Origin of the sequence: Lactiplantibacillus mudanjiangensis, assembly GCF_005405385.1 — a bacterium.
Classification (GTDB): domain Bacteria; phylum Bacillota; class Bacilli; order Lactobacillales; family Lactobacillaceae; genus Lactiplantibacillus; species Lactiplantibacillus mudanjiangensis.
This window is the reverse complement of record NZ_BJDY01000002.1, coordinates 684,357-709,080: the sequence shown is the minus strand read 5'-3', so window position 1 is coordinate 709,080 and position 24,724 is coordinate 684,357. Positions and strand designations below refer to the sequence as shown.

Below are 24,724 nucleotides of genomic sequence, written 5' to 3'. Positions count from 1 at the left end.
ACTGAGGAGAGTTACTTATTCGGCACAAATACAATGGTATTTGTAAAATTTGATAATAAGGAGTTTTAATACATGAACTTTGAAAATGTAGATTTAATGACGGCTATGGTGACGCCCTTTGACGATCAACAACAAATTGATGATGCTCGCTTAAGCAGTTTAATCGAACATTTGTTGGCGCATGGGACCCAAGGCTTAATTGTGGGTGGCACTACCGGTGAAGCCCCAACGTTGTCGGAAACAGAAAAATTACATTTAATTACGAAGACCGCTGAAATTGTTGCTGGTCGGGTGCCAATTGTCGCAGGTACTGGATCAAACAATACTGCAGCAACGATTGACTTTACGAAAAAGGTTAGTGAAATTAAGGGGATCGATGCGGCTTTAGTCGTCGTCCCTTACTATAATAAACCTAATCAAGCTGGGATGATTGCGCATTTTACCGCGATTGCTGATCAAGGCGGTTTACCAGTGATTATTTATAATATTCCTGGACGAGTGGTAGTCAAGATGGCGGTTAATACTGTCCTTGAACTAGCTAAAAATCCGAATATTATTGGGATCAAGCAATGTGCATCGATGGAAGAATTTGGTGCGCTGGTTGAAAATGCGCCGGCTGATTTTCTCGTTTACACTGGTGAAGATGCCCAAAGCTTAGCCGCTAAAGAAATTGGTGGCGCGGGTGTCATCTCAGTTGCCAGTCACGTATATGGTGATGAAATGACGGCGATGTTTCAAGCGGTCGCAACGGGTGACGTTGCAACGGCTGCCAAATATCAACGCGATTTAACGCCTAAGATGAGTGCGCTATTCAGCTACCCATCACCATCCCCAGTTAAGGCGGCCTTGAACCATCTTGGTCAACCCGTGGGTGAACCTCGGTTACCAATCTTGCCGCTAACGGTCGAACAAGAACGTCAACTTTATCAAACATTAAATATTAAATGAATCAAGGTGAAATAATTGAGTAGTAATGTTCAAATAACCCCCTTTGGTGGGGTTCGCGAAAATGGCAAAAATATGTATGCTGTCGAAGTCGATGAAGACATCTATATCTTAGACTGTGGGCTAAAATACCCGGAAAATGAATTACTTGGAATTGACATTGTGATTCCAGATTTCAGTTATTTACGGGAAAATACTGACCGCATTGTTGGGGTCTTCTTGACACACGGCCATGCTGATGCGATTGGCGCGTTACCATATTTTTTAAATGAATTTAACGTCCCAGTTTTTGGTTCTGAATTAACGATTGAATTGGCTAAAATTCAATTGCAAAAAGATCCTAAAGCTAAGAAATTTGATGATTTTCATGTTGTTGATGAAAAAACAGAAATTGATTTTGGTAGTGTGACCGTTTCTTTCTTCCGGACAACACATTCAATTCCAGATTCTATGGGAATTGTGTTACAAACAGATGCTGGTCAAGTCGTTTATACTGGCGATTTTAAGTTCGATCAGACGGCGATGCCAGGCTATCAAACGGATTTTGCACGTTTAGCTGAAATCGGCTCTAAAGGCGTTTTAGCCTTATTGAGTGATTCGGCGAGTGCTGAAAATTTTGATCAACCGGTTAGTGAACATGAAATTGCGTCATACGTTTTAGAAGCGTTCAAATATCATAATGGTCGTATTATTGTGGCTTCGGTTGCATCCAATATTTTACGTGTGCAACAAGTCTTAGATGCAGCTGAACAATCAGGTCGCAAGGTGGCTTTAATGCCTGGCGATGTTGAGAGTATTGTTAAGACGGCAGTGAAACTCGGTAAATTACGGATGCCTGAAAATGTTGTCGTGCCATTGGAATCGATTGGTAAACTCAAACCAACTGAAACAGTGATCCTACAAACGGGTCGAATGGGTGAACCAATCAAAGCGTTGCAACGCATGTCCAACAAGCAAGAAGGCAAGGTGAATATCGAAGCTGGCGATTTAGTCTTCATTACGACCACACCATCACATTCGATGGAAACGGTGGTTGCCAAGACGCGGGACATGATTTACCGAGCTGGCGCCGATGTTAAGGCGATTGCTGATGATTTGAATTCATCAGGTCATGCGACTAAGCGTGATTTACAGTTAATGATGAACTTTATGAAGCCAAAATACTTTATTCCAATTCAAGGTGAATATCGTTTATTGGATTCACATGCTGAATTCGCCAAAGAAGTTGGTATTCCAGCGGATCATATTTTTATTGCCGCTAAAGGTGATCAATTACGCTATGATGGCGATGATATGCACCTGGCTGGTTCAATTGAGATTGGCGATACGATGATTGACGGGATCGGTGTGGGCGACATTGGTAACATTGTGTTGCGCGACCGGAAGATCTTATCAGAAGACGGGATTTTTGTGGCAGTAGTCACGATTGACCGGAAGAAGAAAAAGATTATTTCAACACCAAAGATTACGTCACGCGGATTTGTGTACGTCAAAACGAGCAAAGATTTGATGCAAGAAAGTGCTGAATTGGTCAAAGAGACCGTACAATCTAACTTAGATAATAAGGAGTTTGATTGGGGTCATTTGAAGCAAGCCGTGCGTGAGAAGTTGAACCATTATTTATGGGATCAAACGAAGCGTCATCCGGTTATCTTACCTGTTATTATGGAAGTTAATCAGCATCATCGACGTCACAAGAAGGCTAAACCAGCGGATAGTACAGCTGAAACGCCGGAAACTGAAGCATAGAAGCACGTTTAGCCGGGGATTAACCCCCGGCTTTTTTGCTAAGTTTAAGTTTTTAGGAGGATAAGTCATCATGGCAACAATTAGTGCGCTACTTACCCAAGCGCAAACAGCGGCAAATGCCGGTCATTGGTCACAGGCAGCTAGCCTATTTGAAACGGCGTATCAAACTGAGCAATCATTTGCGATCAATCAACAATTAGTGCCGGCTTTAGCTAAGACTCAAAAATATACAGCTGCTAGTACGTATGCGGCCGAATTTGAGGCAACGTACTTGACGACTGCCACTAATTTTAACCTTTATTTAACGATTCTTTTAGCCAGTCATCAATTTATTAAGGCCCACATCATTGTCGTTGCCGCTCAACAGGCCGAATCTTCATGGGCAAGCGATGCTAAGCAACAGGTAGTCACTGCTGAAGCGCAAGCTGAACAGTCGATGGCCCAAACATTAACGGTGACGATGCGACAATTTATGCATTTAGCAGATCAACCAGTGGCTGAGCAAACCGCACGCTTAGCTGCTGCGCAACATTTGACACTAACTAAGTATTTGACAGCAGCCAAGTTCTTATTGGTTGATCCGTTCTTATCGCAATTGGTGCGTGTTGAAGTGTTATATACGTTACGAGCGGTTGGCATCGACACGTCAGTACAATTTCGATGGTTCGATCAGACTGAACTGACGATAGTGCCAATAACACTACCAGCGATTGGTCAAGATGCGACGAGTCAGCAACTTGATCAGACGTTGCAATCAACAATCGGTCAGACGGATGCTGGTCAATATGAAAACTTGCAAGCCGTTTTGCCATTACAATTAATGTATTTATATCCACAACCAGAAAAGATTATTACGGATGCCGATGTTTGGATAAAATTATTAATTGCGCGACAACAGGGGGTAACACCACAAAATTTGACGGTTGCAGGTGAAAAAATGTTGGCTAATCAGCTCAAAATTCAAGAAATGACGGCAGAATTGGGTTAAAAATTGAAAGCAATAAGGATTTACTTACAAAAATTCAATTTTTTGAATAATATCTGTTTACAAATGAGATGGCACTATATATAATATTTAAGGATTCTTAGTGATGGGTGCGACATTTGGCCTTTTCACTAGGATGTAGTATAATATTAACTAAAGAATTGTCAGGGCATTGCTTGTGCTGACATTATTCTTGCGAAAATCACAGGAGGTTTCATTAATGGCAAAAGAACATTATGAAAGAACAAAACCCCATGTAAACATTGGTACTATCGGCCACGTTGACCATGGGAAAACGACTTTAACTGCAGCAATCACTAAGGTATTGGCATCAAAAGGCTTGGCAAAAGAACAAGACTTCGCTTCTATCGATGCTGCTCCTGAAGAACGTGAACGTGGTATTACTATCAACACTGCCCACGTTGAATACGAAACTGAAAAGCGTCATTACGCGCATATTGATGCCCCAGGACATGCTGATTACGTTAAGAACATGATCACTGGTGCCGCTCAAATGGATGGTGCTATCTTAGTTGTTGCCGCAACTGATGGTCCTATGCCACAAACGCGTGAACACATCCTTTTGGCTCGCCAAGTTGGTGTTGACTACATCGTTGTTTTCTTGAACAAGACTGATCTTGTTGATGATGACGAATTAGTTGACTTAGTTGAAATGGAAGTTCGTGAATTACTTTCAGAATACGATTTCCCTGGTGACGATATTCCTGTTATTCGTGGTTCAGCGCTTAAAGCACTTGAAGGCGACGAAGAACAAGAAAAGGTTATCTTACACTTGATGGATGTTGTTGATGAATATATCCCAACTCCAGTTCGTGATACTGAAAAGCCATTCTTGATGCCTGTTGAAGACGTCTTCTCAATCACTGGTCGTGGTACTGTTGCTTCAGGCCGTATCGACCGTGGGGTTGTTAAAGTCGGTGACGAAGTTGAAATCGTTGGTTTACATGACGACGTTTTGAAGACAACTGTTACTGGTCTTGAAATGTTCCGTAAGACGCTTGACTTAGGTGAAGCCGGCGATAACGTTGGTGCGTTATTACGTGGTGTTAACCGTGAACAAGTTGTTCGTGGCCAAGTGCTTGCACAACCAGGTTCAATCCAAACTCACAAGAAGTTCAAGGGTGAAGTTTATATCTTGAGTAAAGAAGAAGGTGGCCGTCATACGCCATTCTTCTCAAACTATCGTCCACAATTCTACTTCCACACCACTGATATCACTGGTGTTATCGAATTGCCAGACGGTGTTGAAATGGTTATGCCTGGTGACAACGTCACATTTACTGTTGAATTAATTCAACCAGCTGCCATCGAAAAGGGTACCAAGTTCACGGTTCGTGAAGGTGGTCATACTGTCGGTGCCGGTGTCGTTTCTGAAATTGATGACTAATCTCTAACTGATTTTCATTGTTTCAAATAAGAGAGACTTGGGAGTTTTCTTCCAAGTCTCTTTTTTTAGGAAAACTAACAATAGAACGAGTGATCTAGCGCTTTTTTAGTTGATTTGGTTTACTTTATAGAAGTGATAGGTTAAACTTAACAAGTATGCAATTGACTTGAATTGTAGAAAAATTAATGTTTCGGAGGGAATACAATGGCTGCAAAGTGGGAAAAGAAAGAAGGCAACCAAGGCGAATTAACATTCGAAATTGGTGCTGACAAGATCCAAGAAGGAATCGAAAAAGCTTTCCAACAAACTAAAAAGAATTTAAACGTACCTGGTTTCCGTAAAGGTAAGGTTCCACGTCAAATCTTCAATCAAATGTATGGTGAAGAAGCACTCTATCAAGATGCTTTGAACATCGTGCTTCCAGAAGCTTACGAACAAGCGATTAAAGATACTGAAATCGAACCAGTTGATCAACCTCAAATCGATGTTGACAGCATGGAAAAAGGTCAAGCTTGGGTATTAAAAGCCGTTGTGACGGTTAAACCTGATGTTAAATTAGGCGACTACAAAGAACTTAGTGTCACTCGTCAAAACACGCGTGTTTACGCTAAAGACGTTGATGCTGAATTAGAATCACGTCGTGAAAAGCAAGCTGAATTAGTCTTGAAAGAAGACCAACCAGCTGCTAAGGGCGACACGGTTGTTATCGACTTCAAGGGCTTTGTTGATGGCGAAACTTTTGAAGGTGGCGAATCTGAAAACTATTCTCTTGAATTAGGTTCAAATTCATTCATCCCTGGTTTTGAAGACCAATTAGTTGGTGTTAAAGCTGGTGACGAAACCGAAGTTAAGGTAACTTTCCCTAAAGATTATCAAGCAGAAGATTTGCAAGATAAGGAAGCTACTTTCAAGGTTACAGTTCACGAAGTTAAGACTAAGGAACTCCCTGAATTAGACGACGAATTCGCAAAGGACGTTGACGAAGATGTTGACACCCTTGAAGAATTAAAAGCTAAGATCAAGGAAGAACTTAAAGAACAAAAGGACCAAGCTGCTCATGATGCAATTGAAGACGAAGCTTTAAACCAAGCCGTTGACAATGCTGAAATCGAAGCTATTCCTGATGCTATGAAGGAAGACGATATTCATCGTCAAATGGATCAATACTTGGCTAACATGCAACAACAAGGTATCGATCCTAAGACTTACTATCAATTAACTGGTACGACTGAAGACGATTTGCACAAGCAATTTGCTGCAGATGCTGAACGTCGGGTTAAGACTAACTTGGTCTTAGAAGCCATCGTTGAAGCAGAAGACATCAAGCCTTCTAAAGATGAAATTGATGCAGAAGTTAAAGACTTAGCTGGTCAATACAACATGGAAGAAAGCGCTGTTCGTGGGGCTTTAACTGATGACATGTTGTCACATGACATTGCGATTCGCCAAGCTGTTGACATGATTGCCAACACGGCTAAGCAAAATGCTAAAGCTGATGACAAAAAAGACGACAACGAATAATTAAATTTGTTACCGTGTTGATAAGCGACCTTGGAGGGGTGACCTTCCAAGGTCGCTTTTTTAGACAAATAATTTTTGAATTTAATCCTTGCGTGGTATAGTATTGGACGGAGATAAGCAGGGCCTTAGCTAGTTTTAGTGAGGCTTTTCTGTTATGATTAAGACACGTAAATACATCGATGAGGTGAGAGTGAATGTTTGAAAATACCGAGACGAACGGCCCAGTTAACTGCTCATTTTGTGGAAAGTCACAAGATCAAGTTAAAAAAATTGTCGCCGGCCCCGGCGTTTATATCTGTAATGAATGTATCGATTTATGTAAAGAAATTATCGATGAAGAGTTCAGCGAAGAACGCTCAAGTGAATTAACAGATATCCCAACGCCGAAGGAAATTGTTGACGAATTGGACCAATATGTAATCGGTCAAAATGAAGCCAAACGGACGTTATCCGTAGCGGTCTACAACCACTACAAGCGCGTTAAAGCCATGGCTGACCAGGGTGATGCGGATACTGATGGCCCTGAATTACAAAAAAGTAATATTAGTTTAGTTGGACCTACTGGTTCTGGGAAAACGTTCTTAGCCCAAAGTTTAGCTCGCATTTTGGATGTGCCATTTGCCATTGCGGATGCCACGACTTTAACCGAAGCTGGTTATGTTGGTGAAGACGTTGAAAATATCCTGTTGAAGTTGTTGCAAAACGCCGATTATGACGTTGAACGCGCTGAAAAAGGGATCATCTATATTGATGAAATTGATAAGATTGCCAAGAAGAGTGAAAATGTCTCCATTACACGGGATGTTTCTGGTGAAGGGGTCCAACAAGCGCTGTTAAAGATCTTGGAAGGCACCATTGCCAATGTGCCACCACAGGGTGGTCGTAAGCATCCTCAACAAGAGTTCATTCAAATTGATACAACCAACATCTTATTCATCGTTGGTGGGGCTTTTGATGGCATTGAAGACATCGTTAAACGTCGCTTAGGTGATAAGACGATTGGTTTTGGTTCAGATACAGACGGTAAGAATGCGGTCTTAGATGATACTAAGAGTTTAATGCAACAAGTTGTGCCGGAAGATCTCTTACAATTCGGATTAATTCCAGAATTTATTGGACGATTACCAATTTTGACGGCCTTAGAACGGTTAACTGAAGATGACTTAGTTCGGATCTTGACAGAACCTAAGAACGCTTTGGTTAAACAATATCAACGTCTACTATCCTTAGATGGTGTTGAATTACAATTTGATGATGATGCGTTAATGGCGATTGCAGAAGAAGCCTTAGCTCGTAACACCGGTGCTCGTGGCTTGCGGTCAATCATTGAAGATACGATGCGTGATATCATGTTTGATATTCCAAGTCGTGAAGATGTTAAAAAAGTCATTATTAAACAAGCAACGGTGGCTGATCATGCCGAACCGGAATTGGTTTTGGAAGATCAAAAAGCCTCATAAAGTAAAACTAGCAATAAAGTTAGGTTGACTAACTGGCAATTAATCGGGACCGCAATAACCCACGTTATTGCGGTCCCGACTGCTGTTTAAGCTGATCGTCAAGGCGTTATTAATTCTGAGCGCTAGCGACGGCGGTCACTTAAAAATGTGTTAGAATGGAAAAAGACTATTTAGGTAGAGGAGTTATTTAAGATGGAAGTGCATAACGTAGAACTAGTGATGAGCGCGGTGGCGCCTAGCCAATATCCCACAACGGGGTTTCCAGAAATTGCGTTAGCGGGTCGTTCCAATGTTGGTAAATCGTCCTTGATTAATGTGTTGATCAACCGTAATAGCTATGCGCGGACATCTAGCCAACCAGGAAAAACGCAAACGTTGAACTTTTATAAAGTTGAGGAACAGCTTTATTTTGTCGATGTGCCTGGTTATGGCTATGCGAAGGTGTCAAAAAAAGCGCGGGAACAATTTGGTCAAATGATTGAGACTTATTTGACTAATCGAGAAACGTTACGCGGTGTGATTATTTTAGTGGATGCGCGGCATGCACCAACCAAAGACGATGTGGCGATGTACGAGTGGTTGCGGTATTACAAGATGCCGTTACTCGTAGTGGCGACAAAGAGTGATAAAATTCCACGTGGTAAGTGGAATAAACAGGAAAGTCTTATTAAAAAAACGTTGAATTTTCAGCCTAATGACGACTTTATTGCGTTTTCAGCGAAAACTAAAACGGGTAAAGACGCGGTTTGGCAATGGATTGAATCACACACAGTAGGGGGCAAGTAAGTTGGAATTTAATGACTATCAAGCTTTAGCAAATCGAACACTTTACGGCAATGAACAAGTTTTGACGAACTTATCGTTAGGATTGGCATCAGAAACCGGTCAAGTAGTTGATTTAGTAAAAAAATACACCTTCCACGGTGAAAGTTTGAATAAAGACCAATTAACGAAACAAATGGGCGATGTCTTATGGTATCTCTCACAAGTTGCCGAATGGGCAGATATTCCTTTTGATGAAGTGGCGCAACAAAATATCGCCAAGTTGAATCAAAAGTATCCCAATGAAAAAAGTTCAAAATAGCCAAGCTGAGCAACATGCCTAATCGATTAGGTGTGTTGCTTTTTTTGTTAGTGAGCAAGTTAATTGCATTCGAGAAGGGGGTAAGGTAGTATAGAGAAGTAATAAAAGGTTGTGCACGACCTAAAATTTGTCATAGGATTGAAAGGGTGTTGACTTATGAAAATTAATATTAAAGATGACGCACAAGCATATTTGGCCGACAAGCTGCCAAAGGATAGTCCAATTATCTTAACGGTAGATGATGGTTCTAACAAATACTCCAGTTTAGGCGGGAGTTGTGCGATTGGGAATAAGTTCCAATTAGTCATTTTAAAGGCTGCTGATGCTGCGTACACCACGCCCTTAGAAAATAACGCGGGTTATCAATTAACCACGTCACCAGCCGATGAAACCTTCTTAGGCAACGGTCTCAATATTGATCGCTGGCACAGTGGGTTAGCGTTGAAAGACGATAGTGGTATCTTGGATGGTGCTTTATCTATTGTCGATTGGCGTGACGTTTCACCAGAAACCGAAGCCGAACGGCGTGAAAAGATGCAAACGATCGGTACTAAGATTTGCTAATTAAAGGTTAAACACGAAGCCCCCGTTAACGTTATGACGTTAGCGGGGGCCTTTGAGTGCCAATTATTTGGTTTCTTTAGGTTTATCGGTCGCTTTGGCTTGATCAGCTTGACGTTTTGAATGTTCATCAATCGTTGCTTGAATCGCCTTTGTCGTCAACTTATCTTTGTCATCAGGACCAATCGCAAACTTATCAAATAGTTTATCTAAGTTATCTTGGCGTTGGACTTTTAAGCTCATGCAATCATTCCTTTCGATTACCGCTAATGATAGCAAATTTTGACGATTTTGTCAGCTATCAGTCGTTTATGCACTTTATAACTGCATAAATGGTGTATTTATGCATAAAATAAAGAAATTTTCAAAAATACTTGCATAAATAATCATAAGCGGCTATACTTTATTCTTGTAAAACGAAAACAAGGAGCGCGCTTATGAAAAAAAGAGTCGGATTATTATTAGCAATCATGACAGCGTTCGTGATGTTGGTCATGCCATTGGGGAATACCACGCATGCCCAAGCCGCGGATAATTCATTAGAAAAGATTCAGAAAAAAGGGGTTCTCGTCATGGGGACGTCACCTGATTACCCACCATATGAATTCCAAGCAACGGTTAACGGTAAGAGTACCGTTGTCGGGATGGATGTGCAAATTGGGAAGAAAGTCGCCAAGGATTTAGGTGTTAAATTAAAGATTAAATCAATGTCTTTTGACTCCTTACTAGTGGCGTTACAAACTGGTAAGGTTGACATGATTATTTCTGGGATGAACCCAACGCCTGCTCGTCGGAAAAACGTGTCCTTTACCCATACGTATTATCAAGGTGGCTATGACATCGTCATTAATAAGACGGATAAAGCCAAGTATAAGAACAAAGATTCCTTTGGTGGTGGCACATTAGGCGCCCAAACGGGGACAACCCAATACAACGCTGCTAAGAGCCAAACGAAGAATACGACCGTTAAAGGGATGACCTCTCAATCCGATTTGATTTTGGCCTTACAAAGCCATAAATTGGATGGGGTCGCGATGGAAAAACCATCCGCTGAAGCTTACGTTTCAAATAATAAACAACTAGCGGCCATTCCAAGTGACTTCAATATGAGCTCATCGGCCACCAGTTCAGCGATCGCTTTCCGGAAGGGCTCAACAAGCTTAGTCAACAAGGTTAACAAGACAGTTGATCAAATTAAGAAAGAAAACTTGGTTAAAAAGGACTACTTGCCAGCTGCTGGGAAGTACTTGAAGACCAACACTGTGAATACGTCAATGACGCATTACTGGAAAGCCTTCTTAACTGGGATTGAATACACGTTAATTATTACCGTTTGTTCAGTCTTCTTTGGATTCATTATTGGGATCATCTTAGCCTTAGCGCGGATGGCTAGAGGGAACTTCTTCAAGAACTTATTACGTTGGGTTGCCACAGCTTACGTTGAATTTATTCGGGGCACACCAATGATGGTTCAAGTCATGTTCGTTTACTTTGGATTAGGGTTATTCGTGAACTTACCAGCATTAACGTCTGGGATTATCGCGATTTCCTTGAACTCAGGGGCCTATGTAGCTGAATACATTCGTGGTGGGATTAACTCGGTTGATGTTGGTCAAACTGAAGCTGCTCGGAGCTTAGGGATGTCTAATGGTAAGACAATGCGTTATGTGATCTTACCACAAGCGTTGAAGAACATCTGGCCATCATTGGGGAACGAGTTTATTACCTTGATCAAGGATAGTTCAATTGTTTCGATTATCGGGGTTACTGAATTGATCTATCAAAGTAATATTGTCCGTTCTGACACGTATCGTGGGGTAGCGCCAATTGTGGTTATCATGGTCTTATACTTCATCTTGACCTTTACTGCGTCACGGATTTTGAACTACTTCGAAAGGAAGATGCAACATGCCTAAACCAGTCATTGAAGTTGAAAAACTCGCCAAAAGTTTTGGTGACAACCAAGTGTTAAAAGATATTACTGAACAAGTTAATCCTGGTGAAGTGATTGTCGTCATCGGTCCTTCCGGTGGTGGGAAAAGTACCTTCTTGCGGTGCTTGAATTTACTTGAAACGCCGACGAGTGGTAAGGTAGCCTTTGAAGGCCATGATTTAACCACGTTGGATACGAAGAGTGTGAATTCTTTACGGGAAAAAATGGGCATGGTGTTCCAAGGGTTCAATTTGTTCCCTAACATGACTGTCTTGGAAAATATCAAGTTAGCGCCAATGAAAGTTAAAAACACCGATGATGCCAGTGCCACTAAACGGGCCCACGAATTGTTACAACGGGTTGGCTTAGATGACCATGCCGATGCTTTCCCAGATAGTTTATCTGGGGGGCAAGCACAACGGGTAGCCATTGCGCGTGCTTTAGCGATGGACCCAGAAGTGCTATTGTTTGATGAACCAACGTCAGCGTTGGATCCTGAAATGGTTGGCGAAGTCTTGAACGTTATGCAAGAACTTGCCAAAGAAGGCATGACAATGGTCGTCGTCACTCATGAAATGGGCTTTGCGAAGTCCGTTGGTGATCGGATCTGGTTTATGGCTGATGGGTATATTCAAGAAAACAATACGCCAGAAGCTTTCTTCGCGAATCCAGAAACGGATCGGGCCAAAGACTTCTTATCTAAAATTTTAATGTAATCATTTCAAAAACGTGATGTCGTCAGCGGCATCACGTTTTTTGTTAGCGACAGCGGGCCGATTGCTTGTCACCATAGGCTCAGGGCGGTATACTAATAGCGCTAAATTACCGTGAAGGAGGACGCGCCATGGCTTCGGCTCATATTGAACATAAATTAGCGTTGTTACCAGATTTACCTGGCTGTTATTTAATGAAAAACTTAAACAGTCAGATTATTTATGTGGGTAAAGCGAAAAACTTAAAAAATCGCGTCCGTTCGTATTTTAAAAGTAGCCATACTGGAAAAACCGCGCGACTAGTCTCAGAGATTAAGGATTTTGAATTCATCGTAACGTCTACTGATAAGGAAGCGTTCCTGTTAGAAATTACGTTAATTCAAAAGCACCAACCTTATTTCAATATTAAGTTGAAAAAAGGGACGGGCTATCCTTATATCAAGATTACCAGTGAACGTGATCCGCGAATTTTAATTGTGAGTGACGTCCGGAAAGACGGTGGCTATTACTTTGGACCGTATCCAAATGTTTATGCGGCGCAAGAGACGGTTAACTTTATTCAAAAAGTCTATCCATTACGACGTTGCAATGGCTTTCAGCATCGGCCATGTTTGTATTATCATATGGGCCAATGTTTAGGTGCTTGTTTTAAAACTGTCCCGACCGAAGAATACGATGCGCAGATCAAACGAATCAAGTCGTTCTTAAATGGTCACGTTGCGACGGTAAAGCAACAACTAACCAAACGGATGGAAACGGCCGCAGCCGATTTAGAATTCGAACGTGCGGCTGAATTGCGTGATCAGCTGACTTATATTGAAATGACGGTTGAAAAGCAAAAGATTATTTCTAATGACAATACGCCTCGTGATTTGTTCAATTTTTATTTGGATAAAGGTTGGTTGTCGATTCAAGTCTTCTTCATTCGTCAAGCACGCTTGATGAAACGTGAAAAACGTTTATTCCCAGTGGTTTCAACGGCAAATGAAGAAATGACTAGTTTTATTTTACAGTTTTATAATCGAAAAAATAATGTCTTGCCGCGAGAAGTCTTGGTACCTGATGGGTTAGACAAAAAAGTCTTAAGCGATATTTTGGGGATTCCGGTACGGACACCGCAACGTGGTCAAAAGAAGGACTTATTAGATATGGCGCACAAGAATGCGCGGATTGTCTTAGAAGAAAAATTCCGGTTGTTGGAACTTGATGAACGGAAGACAACTGGAGCGATGCAAGAATTAACGGATGCCTTAGGATTACCACCGGGTCACAAAATTGAAGCATTTGACCACTCGCACATTCAAGGGACTGATCTCGTCTCAGCGATGGTTGTCTTTACAGACGGTCAACCGAACAAGAAGTTGTATCGGAAGTATAAGCTCAGGACGGTTGATCATGCGGATGAAGCAGCTTCGACCCGGGAAGTTATTCGCCGACGGTATACACGTTTGCTTAAAGAGCATGCGGCCTTGCCAGATTTGATTTTAATGGATGGTGGGGACATTCAGTTGGATGCAGCTAAAGATGTCTTAGAAAACGAATTAGGCCTAGATACGCCGGTTGCTGCGATGGTTAAAAATGATCATCATAAGACAGCCGATTTGTTGATGGCGGCTGGTGATCAACATTTAAATCTTGATCCTAAAAGCCAAGGCTTTTATTTATTACAACGAATTCAAGATGAAGTCCATCGTTTTGCAATTACATTCCACCGTCAAGTTCATACCAAGCATTCGTTGAGTTCTCGTTTGGATGAAATTCCCGGTGTGGGTCCGAAGACGCGCAACAAGTTATTACGTAAATTTGGGTCAATGACCAAGATTGCTGCGGCACCTGTAGAAGACATTCAAAAACTTGGGATAGCCAAGAATGTGGCCCAAACGATTAAATTTTCATTAGCTGGTGCTGGTGTGACCCCCAAACATTACCAAAAGGGGGCAACTTAAAGTGTTCGTGGTCATTTTGTAATCTGTTTGTAACTCAACTAATAACCAATAGCAATATTCCTATCGTATACTCTAGTTGTTATATAAGTTTTGCACAAAAAGATACTGATAAGGATCGTTTTGTTTTAACGGATATAACCACAACGTAACCACTGTTTGAGAAGACTTCGGTCGACTTAGATGGTGGCTTTTTATTTATCAAAAATTTACTTGGTAGTTGCAATTAAAAATCCCGTTCGTCAGCTTTAAAGCTCAGCTGGCGAACAGGATTAATTGTATTTAACAAAATTTGATTCTATCGGGTTTGACCTTGCCAATCAAGGTTACCACTTAAAGACTTTGTATGGAGGATAAATTGCCGTAAACGGGTGTTTTTCGGCATCTTTTCCCAGGCACGAATACTAGCACTATCTTTAACGGGAGTTCCGCGGAACATCGCGATGTTGGCTACTCCCATACCACTTGCGAGCAGTTTCATCTTACGCATGGAGTAGTGTGTCTCATCGCGATCCTCATACAGATTACTTAAAGCCGCATTGTAACCAGCAGCGTAGAGGACGTCGTGATTGTATTTTTGATAAGCTTGGGCGGCTTTTTCCCCAGATTGCTTTTTGAGGTAGGCACTCACATTTAATGGTCTTGCCTGATAGCTAGCATGACCGGTTTTTTGATCGATTTTGAGGGTACCATAATAATGTTCACCTAAAATTAAGGCGCCACTGGCAATTTCGGTCAAATTGGTGTCGCCGACTTGCTTATGTGTGATACTTTGTGCGTGAATGTGCCCACTTAAGGTGAGCTTTAAATTAGCTTTGCTGAAAACATTGCGAACTTGATCGGCATAGCCAATCGTGTAGTTTTGATGAATCATCGTGTGATTCATAATATTATGATGGAGTACTGGAATAACGATGGCGTGCTGATTTTTAGCTGCGCGACCGATTTTGGCAATCCAATCTAAGGTGCCATCGGTGAAGCCACCACCAACGGTTGAACTGCCTTGGGCATAATTACCACGGTAAATGGCCGAGTCGAGCATCAGAAACCACGTCTTGGCGCTTGGTTTTACCAGATAACTCAAAGAGCTACTGTCGTGTTGCACGGCGGCCTGATAACCGTCTTGCCGATAAATGGTCTTAAATTCGGTTGGTGAGACCGCATCGGTTGAATATTGCTTTTTACCTTTAAAACGCCGTGTCAGTGGATTATTGATATCGTGATTACCTGGAACCACATAAACCCGAATATGCGCCTGAGTGAGGCGCTTTAATTGCTTGGCAACGTACTGGTGACTAGCTTTTTCGCCATTGTTGGTAATATCGCCACTCATGAGCACGACGTCAGGTTTTTGTTGGAGGGCCTTTGCAATAAAAGCTTTGAAAATCGTTGCGCTGTATTTTAAGTTAGCGCCGGCATCACTGGCCGCATAACTTGTAAAAGCGCTGCCATTATCGTGTAAACTAGGGGCAATCACATGGTCGTCGCTAATTACCATTGCGGTTAGTTGGCGTGTCTTCACGGGCGTCGTCTTTTGGGTTGCTGTTTGCTGACAACCGGCCAGTAAGAGGGTGCTTCCCAAAGCGAGCCAGCTAGCGAGGTGTCGGAAGGTCATTTTCATCAGTATCGTCTCATTTCTACCAAAGTCATACTGTTATTATACGCGTTTCTAGCGGGGATCGGTTGGTTAGTTTAGCGATCATAAAAAGTCTATTAAAAAGACTAAATTAACATGGCATGTTTGTTAAAGTGCCATGATGGCATAAAAGTACTAATACTGATTTTGAGTTTTAATGGCTACTTAGAGCGGGTTTTTAAACGCCGCTTTTTTATTAATGTTCAACCATAAAATGCCTGATTTTATATTTAAGCAGTAGTTGCTTTTAGTCTGACAGTATCTTTATACTGTTTTTATTCGTAATAGATTAAAACGTAATGGGGGATTGTTTTGAAAAAATGGCTGGGGTTAATCTTAATTATCAGTGTTTTAATTTTTGGGGGTGTTCGTCTTTATACAGCGAAATCGCGTCCAGTAAAAATCACGACCAATAAAGTTTCGGGTCACTATGGACAGGCGACTAGTGGACTGATACAAGTGATATTGAGTAAGCCGCAAGTTGAAAAGACACCACTTAAAACTGGAACAATCTACAACATGAAGATTGCCTACAAGGCTAGGTTGGCTAAAAATGAACACGCCAAACAGTCGATTAATCTATCTAAGGCTATTCGAGTTCAGACTGCCGATAAGATTCAGTTAGCTGATGAAATGCATCCAACTATGTTGTCTGATAAGCACCGAAGTGCAACGGGGGTCGTCACCATACCGCTAACGATACAATCAGGATATACCGAGGCGGATGTGCTCGATTTTAAAGTGAGTTTAGTCACACGACCTAGTCGCAACGTTAAAACAATCGTTAATTATTAAGTGATCGATGGTCACCTGTTAAGCATAAATTTTGCCATAAAAAAATGACCATCATCACTGATAGTCATTTTTGAACTTACCTATTAAGCTTTTTTAGCAGGTTTCCAGAGACCTAAGATCACACCGGCAATAACGGCACCAATGACCGTAGCGGCAACGTAACCCCAGATGTTGGTTGCTAAGAGGGCAACCCATAATCCACCATGAGGTGCTGGAACTGAAACGTTCCAAAGTTGTGTTAAACCACCGGCAATAGCAGCACCAATGACACTTGATCCAATGACATGCAATGGATCAGCGGTAGCGAATGGAATAGCGCCTTCAGTGATGAAGGAAATCCCAAGTAACCAGTTAGAAATCCCAGCTTTACGCTCGTCATCCGTAAATTTCTTTGGCCAGAAGGCAGTAGCGATGGCAGTTGCCAATGGTGGCACCATCCCACCAGCCATAACAGCGGCCATTAAGTTCCCGTCTTGAGTGGCGGTAAAGGAAGCTGTGGCGAAGACGTAAGCGGCCTTGTTGAAAGGACCACCCATATCGATAGACATCATCCCACCGAGGACTAACCCTAATAGAATGGCATTCCCAGTACCCATTGAGTTCAAGAAATGGGTAATCCATTGGTTAATAACTGAGAAGATTGGGTTAACAATGAAGAACATCAAAGCAGCAACGATCAATAATCCCAAGATAGGGTAGATCAGCATTGGCTTCATCCCTTCAAGGGATTGTGGCATGTTCTTGGTCCATTTCTTCATCCAAACAGTAATATAACCTGCTAAGAACCCAGCGACTAACCCACCTAAGAAACCAGCAGGACTCTTAGCGTTAGCAACGATTGAAGCGGTATAAGCACCACCATAAGCACCGGTATAAACCGTCGCCATAAACCCACCAACGAACCCAGGCATCAAGGCTGGACGATCACCAATTGATTCGGCAATGTAAGCGGCTAAGACAGGGACCATAAAGGCAAAGGCCATATTCCCAGCTTGGTTGAAGAAGGTGAAAGCTAAGCTCTTACCACCGGTGAATTGTTCGATCACGAAGGAGAGGGCCATTAAAATCCCACCACCAACAACGAAAGGTAACATGTGAGAAATCCCGTTCATAAGATCCTTATAAACTTCGCCCCAAACACTACCATTAGCGCTACCACTGTCATCAGCATCGGCGTCGCCACCATCAGCATCATGATAAACAGGGGCTTTGCCACTTAACGCAGCCGTTAAAAGCTCTTCAGACTTGTTAATCCCATCAGTAACAGGGCGATTAACCAAGTGTTTGCCATCAAAACGGGCCATTTTAACTTTTTTATCAGCGGCAATGACCACACCATCGGCCCGGGCAATTTCATCAGCGGTTAATAAATGTTTAACCCCTTCAGAGCCATTGGTTTCAATTTTAATATCGACACCCATGGCTTCGGCTTGCTTGATTAAAGCGGCTTCGGCCATGTACGTATGCGCAATCCCATTAGGACAAGCGGTGACCCCAACGATGTAAGGGCGTTTTTCGTCAGCTGGGGCACTGGCTTGAGCAGCAGCTTTTTCAGCGCGAGCAGCTTCGTCTTTAGCGTCTTTGGCTTCTTTAGCAGCTTGCGCATCAGCGAAGAGTTGTTGAACTTCGTCTGGAGTTTGCGCGTTCTTTAATTTACCGACCAATTCAGGATCAATCAGTAAACTTGAGAGGGCAGCAAGGGCGGCCAAGTGGGTGTTATTAGCACCTTCGGGAGCAGCAATCATAAAGAATAAATGCACTGGTTGACCATCTAAAGCATTGAAATCAACCCCAGCTTGACTCTTAGCAAACATAACGGTTGCCCGTTGAACGGCTTTATCTTTAGCGTGAGGCATGGCAATACCATCACCAATCCCCGTGGTTGATTCGGCTTCACGCTTGATAATATCTTGTTTGTATAAGGCTTCATCATTAATAACGCCTTGTTCGGCATATTTATGAACTAATTCGTCAATTGCTTCGTCTTTGGTCGTGGCTTTCATATCCATGATCATGACGTCTTTTAGTAACAGTTCGCGGATATCCATGTGTGTGTACAGTCCTTCCTGAAATGGTTAGTTAGTTAAATCTTCAATCTTAATCAGTGGCAAAATTTCGTCAATTTTAGCCCGGGTAGCAATGTCTTCGGAGAAAGCCGTGGCTGACCCACAAGCCAAGCCATAACGGAAACTTTCAACGGCATCGTGTGTTTTAGCAAAGGTTCCAACGAAACCACCGATCATGGAATCACCAGCGCCAACCGAGTTAATGACGTGACCCTTAGGTGCGGGGCTAAAGTAAACGTGGTCTGGTGTAATCAAGAGACCACCGTCACCAGCCATTGAGATTAAAACATGTTGGGCGCCTTCAGCGAGCATCTTTTGACCAGCGGCAATAATGTCGGCCTGACTGTTAAAGGTGGTGTTGTAGTAGGCGGCCAATTCATGATTATTTGGTTTAACAACTAGTGGTTGACTAGGTAACGTTTTCTTTAAGGCTTCACCGGTCGTATCAATCACGAAGTTGGCGCCGGCTGCTTTGACTTTTTGAATAATGTCATAGTAGAAGCTATCAGGCAGGCTAGGGGTTAAACTCCCAGACATGACCACGACATCGTCTGGTGTTAAGTTAGCGAGTTCTTGGTAGAAGGCGTCAACTTCAACATCAGTAATTTCGGGACCAGCACCATTTAATTCGGTTTCTTGTTCCGCATGAATCTTCACGTTGATCCGCGTATCGTCAGCGATAGTCGTAAATTGGCAATTTAGTCCTTTAGCCTTTAATGAATCGGTGACAAACGCCCCGGTGAAACCGCCAACGAAGCCTAAAGCAACGTTGGGTTGTTCGAGATCGTTTAAGATTTGGGAAACGTTAATGCCTTTACCACCAGGCAATTTAGCCGTGTGGGCGAGGCGGTTGACGCTACCTAAAGTCATTTCTGGTAGTTGAACCACATAGTCAATCGCTGGATTGACGGTGATGGTGTAAATCATGAGTTGGTTACCTCCTGAATAGTTGTTAACGGTTGATATTGCGCGGCCACACTTGGTGTTAGTTGATCGGTGACGATGGTCGCACTACTTAAATCACCGACTCTTGCAAACGAAACATGGTCGAACTTCGTATTATCAGCCAAAATGAAGCTTTCTTCACTTTGGTCAATCGCGGTTTTTTTCACGATCGCTTCATCAGGATCGGGGGTGGTCAACCCAAATTTTGGATGAACCCCGTTAATCCCAAGAAAGACTTTATTGAACCGGTATTCCTGTAACGACTTGACGGCTTCAGGACCAATGACCGCTTTGGTCGTGTCTTTCAAATTGCCACCAAGCAAGTAGGTTTTAATGCCCATGTCAGCTAATGCTGAGGCATGGACGACCCCATTAGTCACGACACGCAAGTTATAGCCGGGATTAAGATGATGAATCATCGCGAGTGTGGAAGTCCCAGCATCGAGATAAATAACATCGTCCACCTGGATATTGGCTACCGCTTGTTGGGCAATGTGGTCTTTAGCATCCACATTGCGCGTCACCTTATCGTTCATGGCCGGTTCCTCTTGGAGTGAATTCATATACTTAGCGCCACCGTGGACGCGCAGCAATTCACCTTGTTCTTCCAACTGTTGCAAATCCCGTCGAGCGGTCGATTCGGAACAATTAGTTTTAGAACAAATATCCTTGATTTTAATAATGCCTTTGAAACGGATCGTATTTAAAATGTATTGTTGGCGTTCTTCTGTAAGCACTTTCAAATCCCTCCGAAGAATAATATACACGCTCAGTGATCAAAACGCAACAAAAACCTTCAAAAAACGTCAAAAAAGTTCAAAACCCGTCATTGACCGATCAGTGACGGGGCAGATCGGCTTAAATGGCGGATACTTTGACGTGGTCGCCGAAGATTTGTATACTAGGTCAGGTATCTAATTTCGCACGGAACCATTCGTAGATAAATAATATAGAAGAAACAGGAGAAAACTATGTTTGTCGATCAAGTAAAAGTAGATGTAAAGGCCGGTAACGGTGGTAACGGGATGGTCGCATTCCGGCGCGAAAAATTCGTGCCTAATGGTGGTCCCGCTGGTGGCGATGGTGGTCGCGGTGGCAGTATCGTATTACAAGCCGATGAAGGGTTACGGACCTTGATGGATTTTCGTTATACGCGTAAATTCAAGGCCGATAATGGTGGTAACGGGATGATCAAGCAAATGACGGGTCGTTCTGCTAAAGACCGGATCATTAACGTGCCACTAGGGACGGTTGTGACTGACGCCGATACTGGTAAGCTCATCGGGGATATCACTGAAAAAGATCAAAAATTAGTAATTGCTAAAGGTGGTCGTGGTGGTCGTGGTAACATTCACTTCGCCAGTCCAAAGAACCCCGCGCCAGAAATCTCTGAAAATGGTGAACCAGGGGCTGAATTAACGATTCGGCTAGAATTGAAAGTGTTGGCTGATGTTGGTTTGGTCGGGTTCCCATCTGTTGGAAAATCCACGTTATTATCAGTTGTCACGAGTGCTAAGCCTAAGATTGCGGCTTATCACTTTACCACCTTGGTGCCTAATCTTGGGATGGTACGTTTAGATGATGGGCGCGACTTCGTTATGGCGGATTTACCTGGGTTAATTGAAGGGGCCGCTAACGGGGTTGGTTTAGGGATTCAATTCTTACGCCATATTGAACGGACGCGGGTTATTCTGCATTTAATCGATATGAGTGGTGTTGAAGAAAATGATCCATTTGAAGATTATTTGAAAATCAATCATGAATTGACCAGTTATGATCCTGACTTGTTGAAACGACCACAAATCGTGGTGGCAACGAAGATGGATATGCCAGATTCAGCAGCTAACTTAGCTGAATTTGAAACGAAGCTAAAAGCTGATGACACGTTACCAAGTACGCCACAAATTTATCCAATTTCATCGATTACGCAACAAGGGATCAAAGCCTTGTTGGCCCAAACCGCTGACTTGTTGGCCGTAACGCCACAATTCCCAGTTAAGGGTGTCGATGATGTGGAACATCGTGATTACGATGCAACTCCAGATCAAGACTTTACGGTTGAAAATCCAGAAGATGGCTTGTTTGTCTTATCAGGTGAAAAACTTGAACGACTCTTCAAGATGACTAACTTGGATCGCGAAGAAAGTCTCATGCGTTTTGCCCGTCAATTACGGGGCATGGGCATTGACGATGCTTTGCGGGCTGCTGGCGCTGAAAACGGCGACACGATTCAAATTTTAGATTATGCTTTCCAATTTATGGACTAGTTCTGATAAAAACGGTCACCTTCATTATGAGGGTGACCGTTTTTGATTAGTTGTTTTGTAACCTTAAGGTGTGCATATCGCTAGCTTTAGTGAGTGTTTTGCCGCTAGGAGTAAAGATTCCGCCAAGCTCAACTTGAACTTGTTTGACAGTGGTTGGATTACTAGTAATCAGTGCCATCGTAAAGGCCGTTTTGCTGGCTTTGGCGGTGAGACGCAACCCGGCGCCGGCATCATACATTTGCGTTGCTTGGGTGAGTGTTTGGCCTTGATCGGTTTTGACGGCTGTGATGCCATCAATGTTGACGGATTGATCACGATGGTTAGTGACGGTATACCGTAATTGTAGCGTGTAGTACGTGCCTGTAATCTGATCGGTATTTAACGCTTGATTGGCCATTTTTAACGCGTTTTTTGTGGTTGGTTGATTCTTTAAAATCCGAATTTGCGTAAATTTAAAGGTGACGTGACCGTTTGTGAACGATTGCGTGGTTGGTTTGATTTTAGTCAAACTCACTTTAGTTCCGGCCTGATCATACGTATATTGGTGAGCCTTAGTCAGTTGCCCGCTTTTGACATAAAGTCGATCATGTTGAGCCTTTTTAGGTGCCTTGAAATCTTTAAGTGTGGTGGCAGTCCCGTTACTGTTATCATGACTAGTGCTAGTTTTGGCCTTGGTGGTGTCTTTAGGTGCTTGTTTAGATTTAGTCGACTGGCTTTCAAATTGCGCTGCCATTTTATGATAACTTGGTGTCCGACTGGCCGAACAGCCACTGAGTAAGCCAACACTCAGCAATAATCCCCAGATGATGCTTGTTTTCTTCATGTTTGTACTCCTTTTGACGCTAACTTAAGTAAAGGTTGAAAGATATACCAGTAATGACTTGAGTCGTACTTGACCACCTACGTCAGTCAGTGATTCTGCCAGCTGTGGGACCGGCTCCAGCCGAAATTCGGGCTTCCACCTCGCTTTTAAGCCTAGCCCAAATCGCTAGTCTCAAAAGTCATCCACATCGTAAGCCCGGGAAAAACATCCGGACTAACGATGTTTTCACGGCCGGCGCCATCACAGTCTGGCTCCGGTTATCTTGTCGATCACTCAAGTAATCACTATAACCGAAAGTTCACATTGAGCCCAGCCGTGGGAAGCTCTTAGCGATTTATCGCTTAGAGATTGGCGCTTTTGAAATACAGGCTTGGTGGTTCAAAACGACGGTTCAGACCGCTTTTTGGCTGAACCGGTCCTTCCACAGCGTTCCGGCTCAATGTGGGTGAACGTTAGGTGGCAAGTTGGTCTATCTTCGATCGGTGAATGCTCGTCATATCAATAATTGTTGTTAAAAAACATTTAATCTATCTTAACCTAATAATAGTCGTTGTTCACTCAACCGGTACCCAAAAATAGGGATTACCGACGTTGCAGCCACTAATAATGGCGCTTGCCCATTAAGTTGTTGGGTTCGTGCAAAGAATTGATCCAAAGTTAACGGGGTTGTTTTGGGATTAGTGACTAACAACAATTGTTTGTCGTGCCAACGTAAGTCTTGAATCGGTTGTATTTCGGCATCGACCTCCCAGTAGAGTGGGAGTTGCCGGTTTAAATCAACGGTGGAGAGCTTGAAATCAATTAAACGCATTTTTTCGCCTCGATAAATAGTTACAAACTTTCTTTAGCTGAAATGATACAATAACATAGGAACGAATACAAAGACTAATCGTTGTGAATTAGCTCGGTTTTCGGTAAAATAATTAGCAGACTGTACAGATAAGGACGAACAAAACGATGCAATTAGAATTTTTAGGAACCGGTGCTGGTTCACCGGGAAAGTTTCGTAATGTCACTAGTACGGCATTACGCTTGTTAGATGAACGCAATGAAGTTTGGTTATTTGATGTTGGTGAAGGGACACAACATCAAATTTTACGCACGACGTTAAAACCGCGAAAAATCACCAAAATTTTTATTACCCATTTACATGGAGACCATATTTTTGGGTTACCTGGGTTGTTAAGCTCGCGGTCGTTTCAAGGTGGCGATGAACCGTTAACGATTTATGGCCCTAAGGGAGTCCGTGATTTTGTGATGACTGCGTTGCGTGTTTCTGGGACGCGATTGTCCTACCCATTAAATTTTGAAGAACTAACCGATGGTGGCGTTATTTTTGAGGACGCAACCTTCAAAGTTTCTTGTCAAAAATTGGAACATCGGATTGCAACCTTTGGTTATCGCGTTGAAGAAGCGGATCATCCAGGTGAGCTACAAGCTGAAAAGCTAAAAGCGATGGATATTCCAAGTGGTCCCGTCTATGGGCAATTAAAAGCTGGTCAAACGGTTACGTTACCGGATGGTCGGACGATTAATGGTCAAGACTTTTTGGCTGCGCCACAAGCTGGTCGCACGGTCGCCATTTTAGGTGACACGCGTCAGACGCCGAATGCACTTGTGTTGGCCCAGGACGCGGATGTTTTGGTGCATGAAAGTACGTTTGGTAAGGATGAAGGTAAACTAGCGCATAACTATTACCATTCAACGAGTACCCAAGCGGCTCAAATCGCTAAAAAGGCCGGCGTAAAGCAATTACTACTGACACATATTTCGGCTCGCTATACGGGTAAGTTATCCAAAGAACTTCAAAAACAAGCGCAAGCAGTTTTTAAGAATACAAAAGTTGTGCGTGATTTTGATATTATTGACGTTCCTTTTCAAAAGTAGGTG

Annotated in this window: 22 protein-coding genes; 15 read left to right on the top strand and 7 right to left on the bottom strand. The window is 42.8% G+C overall.

Going from position 1 to position 24,724, the window contains the following annotated elements:
* The first annotated feature begins 72 nt into the window (after window positions 1-72).
* The 9 genes from dapA to FFM84_RS04335 all read left to right on the top strand — a co-directional run bounded on the left by dapA (window position 73) and on the right by FFM84_RS04335 (window position 9,716).
* Window positions 73-948: a 4-hydroxy-tetrahydrodipicolinate synthase gene (gene dapA, locus FFM84_RS04375; protein WP_130843217.1), complete on the top strand. Its 876-nt coding sequence runs from the start codon at window positions 73-75 to the stop codon at window positions 946-948.
* A 15-nt stretch (window positions 949-963) separates the two neighbouring features.
* Window positions 964-2,694, top strand: a complete 1,731-nt coding sequence (locus FFM84_RS04370; protein WP_130843218.1) for a ribonuclease J — start codon at window positions 964-966, stop codon at window positions 2,692-2,694.
* A 70-nt stretch (window positions 2,695-2,764) separates the two neighbouring features.
* The gene (locus tag FFM84_RS04365; RefSeq protein ID WP_130843219.1) at window positions 2,765-3,682 is read left to right on the top strand and encodes a hypothetical protein; all 918 of its coding nucleotides are present in this window, start codon (window positions 2,765-2,767) and stop codon (window positions 3,680-3,682) included.
* Window positions 3,683-3,899: 217 nt separating this feature from the next.
* Window positions 3,900-5,087, top strand: a complete 1,188-nt coding sequence (gene tuf, locus FFM84_RS04360; RefSeq protein WP_130843220.1) for an elongation factor Tu — start codon at window positions 3,900-3,902, stop codon at window positions 5,085-5,087.
* Window positions 5,088-5,291: 204 nt separating this feature from the next.
* Window positions 5,292-6,608, top strand: a complete 1,317-nt coding sequence (gene tig / locus FFM84_RS04355) for a trigger factor (protein WP_130843221.1) — start codon at window positions 5,292-5,294, stop codon at window positions 6,606-6,608.
* Window positions 6,609-6,802: 194 nt separating this feature from the next.
* Complete coding sequence (clpX, locus tag FFM84_RS04350) at window positions 6,803-8,068, top strand: ATP-dependent Clp protease ATP-binding subunit ClpX (RefSeq protein WP_130843222.1); 1,266 nt, start codon at window positions 6,803-6,805, stop codon at window positions 8,066-8,068.
* Window positions 8,069-8,260: 192 nt separating this feature from the next.
* Window positions 8,261-8,854 (top strand): ribosome biogenesis GTP-binding protein YihA/YsxC, encoded by a 594-nt coding sequence (gene yihA, locus FFM84_RS04345; RefSeq protein ID WP_130843223.1) that lies wholly within the window; start codon window positions 8,261-8,263, stop codon window positions 8,852-8,854.
* 1 nt (window position 8,855) lies between these two features.
* A complete protein-coding gene (locus FFM84_RS04340) occupies window positions 8,856-9,152 on the top strand; it encodes a nucleoside triphosphate pyrophosphohydrolase family protein (RefSeq protein WP_130843224.1) in 297 nt (98 codons plus the stop codon).
* 156 nt (window positions 9,153-9,308) lie between these two features.
* Window positions 9,309-9,716: an iron-sulfur cluster biosynthesis family protein gene (locus FFM84_RS04335; RefSeq protein WP_130843225.1), complete on the top strand. Its 408-nt coding sequence runs from the start codon at window positions 9,309-9,311 to the stop codon at window positions 9,714-9,716.
* Window positions 9,717-9,779: 63 nt separating this feature from the next.
* Here the strand turns inward: FFM84_RS04335 and FFM84_RS04330 are convergent, their stop codons facing one another.
* Window positions 9,780-9,956 carry an SPJ_0845 family protein gene (locus FFM84_RS04330; protein WP_130843226.1) on the bottom strand — a complete coding sequence of 59 codons (177 nt, stop codon included), beginning with the start codon at window positions 9,954-9,956 and terminating at the stop codon, window positions 9,780-9,782.
* Window positions 9,957-10,150: 194 nt separating this feature from the next.
* Between FFM84_RS04330 and FFM84_RS04325 the strand changes: the two genes are divergently transcribed.
* From FFM84_RS04325 to uvrC, 3 genes are all read left to right on the top strand, one after another.
* Complete coding sequence (locus FFM84_RS04325) at window positions 10,151-11,629, top strand: ABC transporter substrate-binding protein/permease (protein WP_130843227.1); 1,479 nt, start codon at window positions 10,151-10,153, stop codon at window positions 11,627-11,629.
* Window positions 11,622-12,362: an amino acid ABC transporter ATP-binding protein gene (locus FFM84_RS04320; RefSeq protein ID WP_130843228.1), complete on the top strand. Its 741-nt coding sequence runs from the start codon at window positions 11,622-11,624 to the stop codon at window positions 12,360-12,362. Before FFM84_RS04325 ends, FFM84_RS04320 begins: the two co-directional genes overlap by 8 nt.
* Before the next feature lie 128 nt (window positions 12,363-12,490).
* Window positions 12,491-14,305, top strand: coding sequence for an excinuclease ABC subunit UvrC (uvrC, locus tag FFM84_RS04315; protein ID WP_130843229.1), 1,815 nt, complete (start codon window positions 12,491-12,493; stop codon window positions 14,303-14,305).
* A gap of 295 nt (window positions 14,306-14,600) precedes the next feature.
* Here uvrC and FFM84_RS04310 read toward each other — a convergent pair whose 3' ends face one another.
* Entirely contained in the window at window positions 14,601-15,923 is a 1,323-nt protein-coding gene (locus FFM84_RS04310; protein WP_130843230.1) for a metallophosphoesterase family protein, read from the bottom strand.
* 327 nt (window positions 15,924-16,250) lie between these two features.
* On the opposite strand from FFM84_RS04310, the gene FFM84_RS04305 reads away from it, so the two are divergent.
* Window positions 16,251-16,733, top strand: a complete 483-nt coding sequence (locus tag FFM84_RS04305; protein ID WP_130843231.1) for a hypothetical protein — start codon at window positions 16,251-16,253, stop codon at window positions 16,731-16,733.
* 83 nt (window positions 16,734-16,816) lie between these two features.
* Here FFM84_RS04305 and FFM84_RS04300 read toward each other — a convergent pair whose 3' ends face one another.
* Genes FFM84_RS04300 through FFM84_RS04290 form a run of 3 tightly spaced genes read right to left on the bottom strand, consistent with a single transcriptional unit; the run spans window position 16,817 to window position 20,481 of the window.
* The gene (locus FFM84_RS04300; protein WP_130843232.1) at window positions 16,817-18,781 is read right to left on the bottom strand and encodes a PTS fructose transporter subunit IIABC; all 1,965 of its coding nucleotides are present in this window, start codon (window positions 18,779-18,781) and stop codon (window positions 16,817-16,819) included.
* A gap of 27 nt (window positions 18,782-18,808) precedes the next feature.
* Window positions 18,809-19,726, bottom strand: coding sequence for a 1-phosphofructokinase (pfkB, locus tag FFM84_RS04295; RefSeq protein WP_130843233.1), 918 nt, complete (start codon window positions 19,724-19,726; stop codon window positions 18,809-18,811).
* Window positions 19,723-20,481 carry a DeoR/GlpR family DNA-binding transcription regulator gene (locus tag FFM84_RS04290; protein ID WP_130843234.1) on the bottom strand — a complete coding sequence of 253 codons (759 nt, stop codon included), beginning with the start codon at window positions 20,479-20,481 and terminating at the stop codon, window positions 19,723-19,725. The genes pfkB and FFM84_RS04290 overlap by 4 nt, the downstream gene beginning before the upstream one ends.
* Window positions 20,482-20,715: 234 nt before the next feature.
* Between FFM84_RS04290 and obgE the strand changes: the two genes are divergently transcribed.
* Window positions 20,716-22,011: a GTPase ObgE gene (obgE, locus tag FFM84_RS04285; protein WP_130843235.1), complete on the top strand. Its 1,296-nt coding sequence runs from the start codon at window positions 20,716-20,718 to the stop codon at window positions 22,009-22,011.
* Between the two features lie 46 nt (window positions 22,012-22,057).
* On the opposite strand, the gene FFM84_RS04280 is transcribed toward obgE, so the two are convergent.
* On the bottom strand, window positions 22,058-22,834 hold the full coding sequence (locus tag FFM84_RS04280; RefSeq protein ID WP_130843236.1) for a hypothetical protein: 777 nt from the start codon (window positions 22,832-22,834) through the stop codon (window positions 22,058-22,060).
* Window positions 22,835-23,366: 532 nt separating this feature from the next.
* Window positions 23,367-23,645 (bottom strand): hypothetical protein, encoded by a 279-nt coding sequence (locus FFM84_RS04275; protein WP_130843237.1) that lies wholly within the window; start codon window positions 23,643-23,645, stop codon window positions 23,367-23,369.
* 146 nt (window positions 23,646-23,791) lie between these two features.
* On the opposite strand from FFM84_RS04275, the gene rnz reads away from it, so the two are divergent.
* Entirely contained in the window at window positions 23,792-24,721 is a 930-nt protein-coding gene (gene rnz, locus FFM84_RS04270; protein ID WP_130843238.1) for a ribonuclease Z, read from the top strand.
* Window positions 24,722-24,724 lie beyond the last annotated feature (3 nt).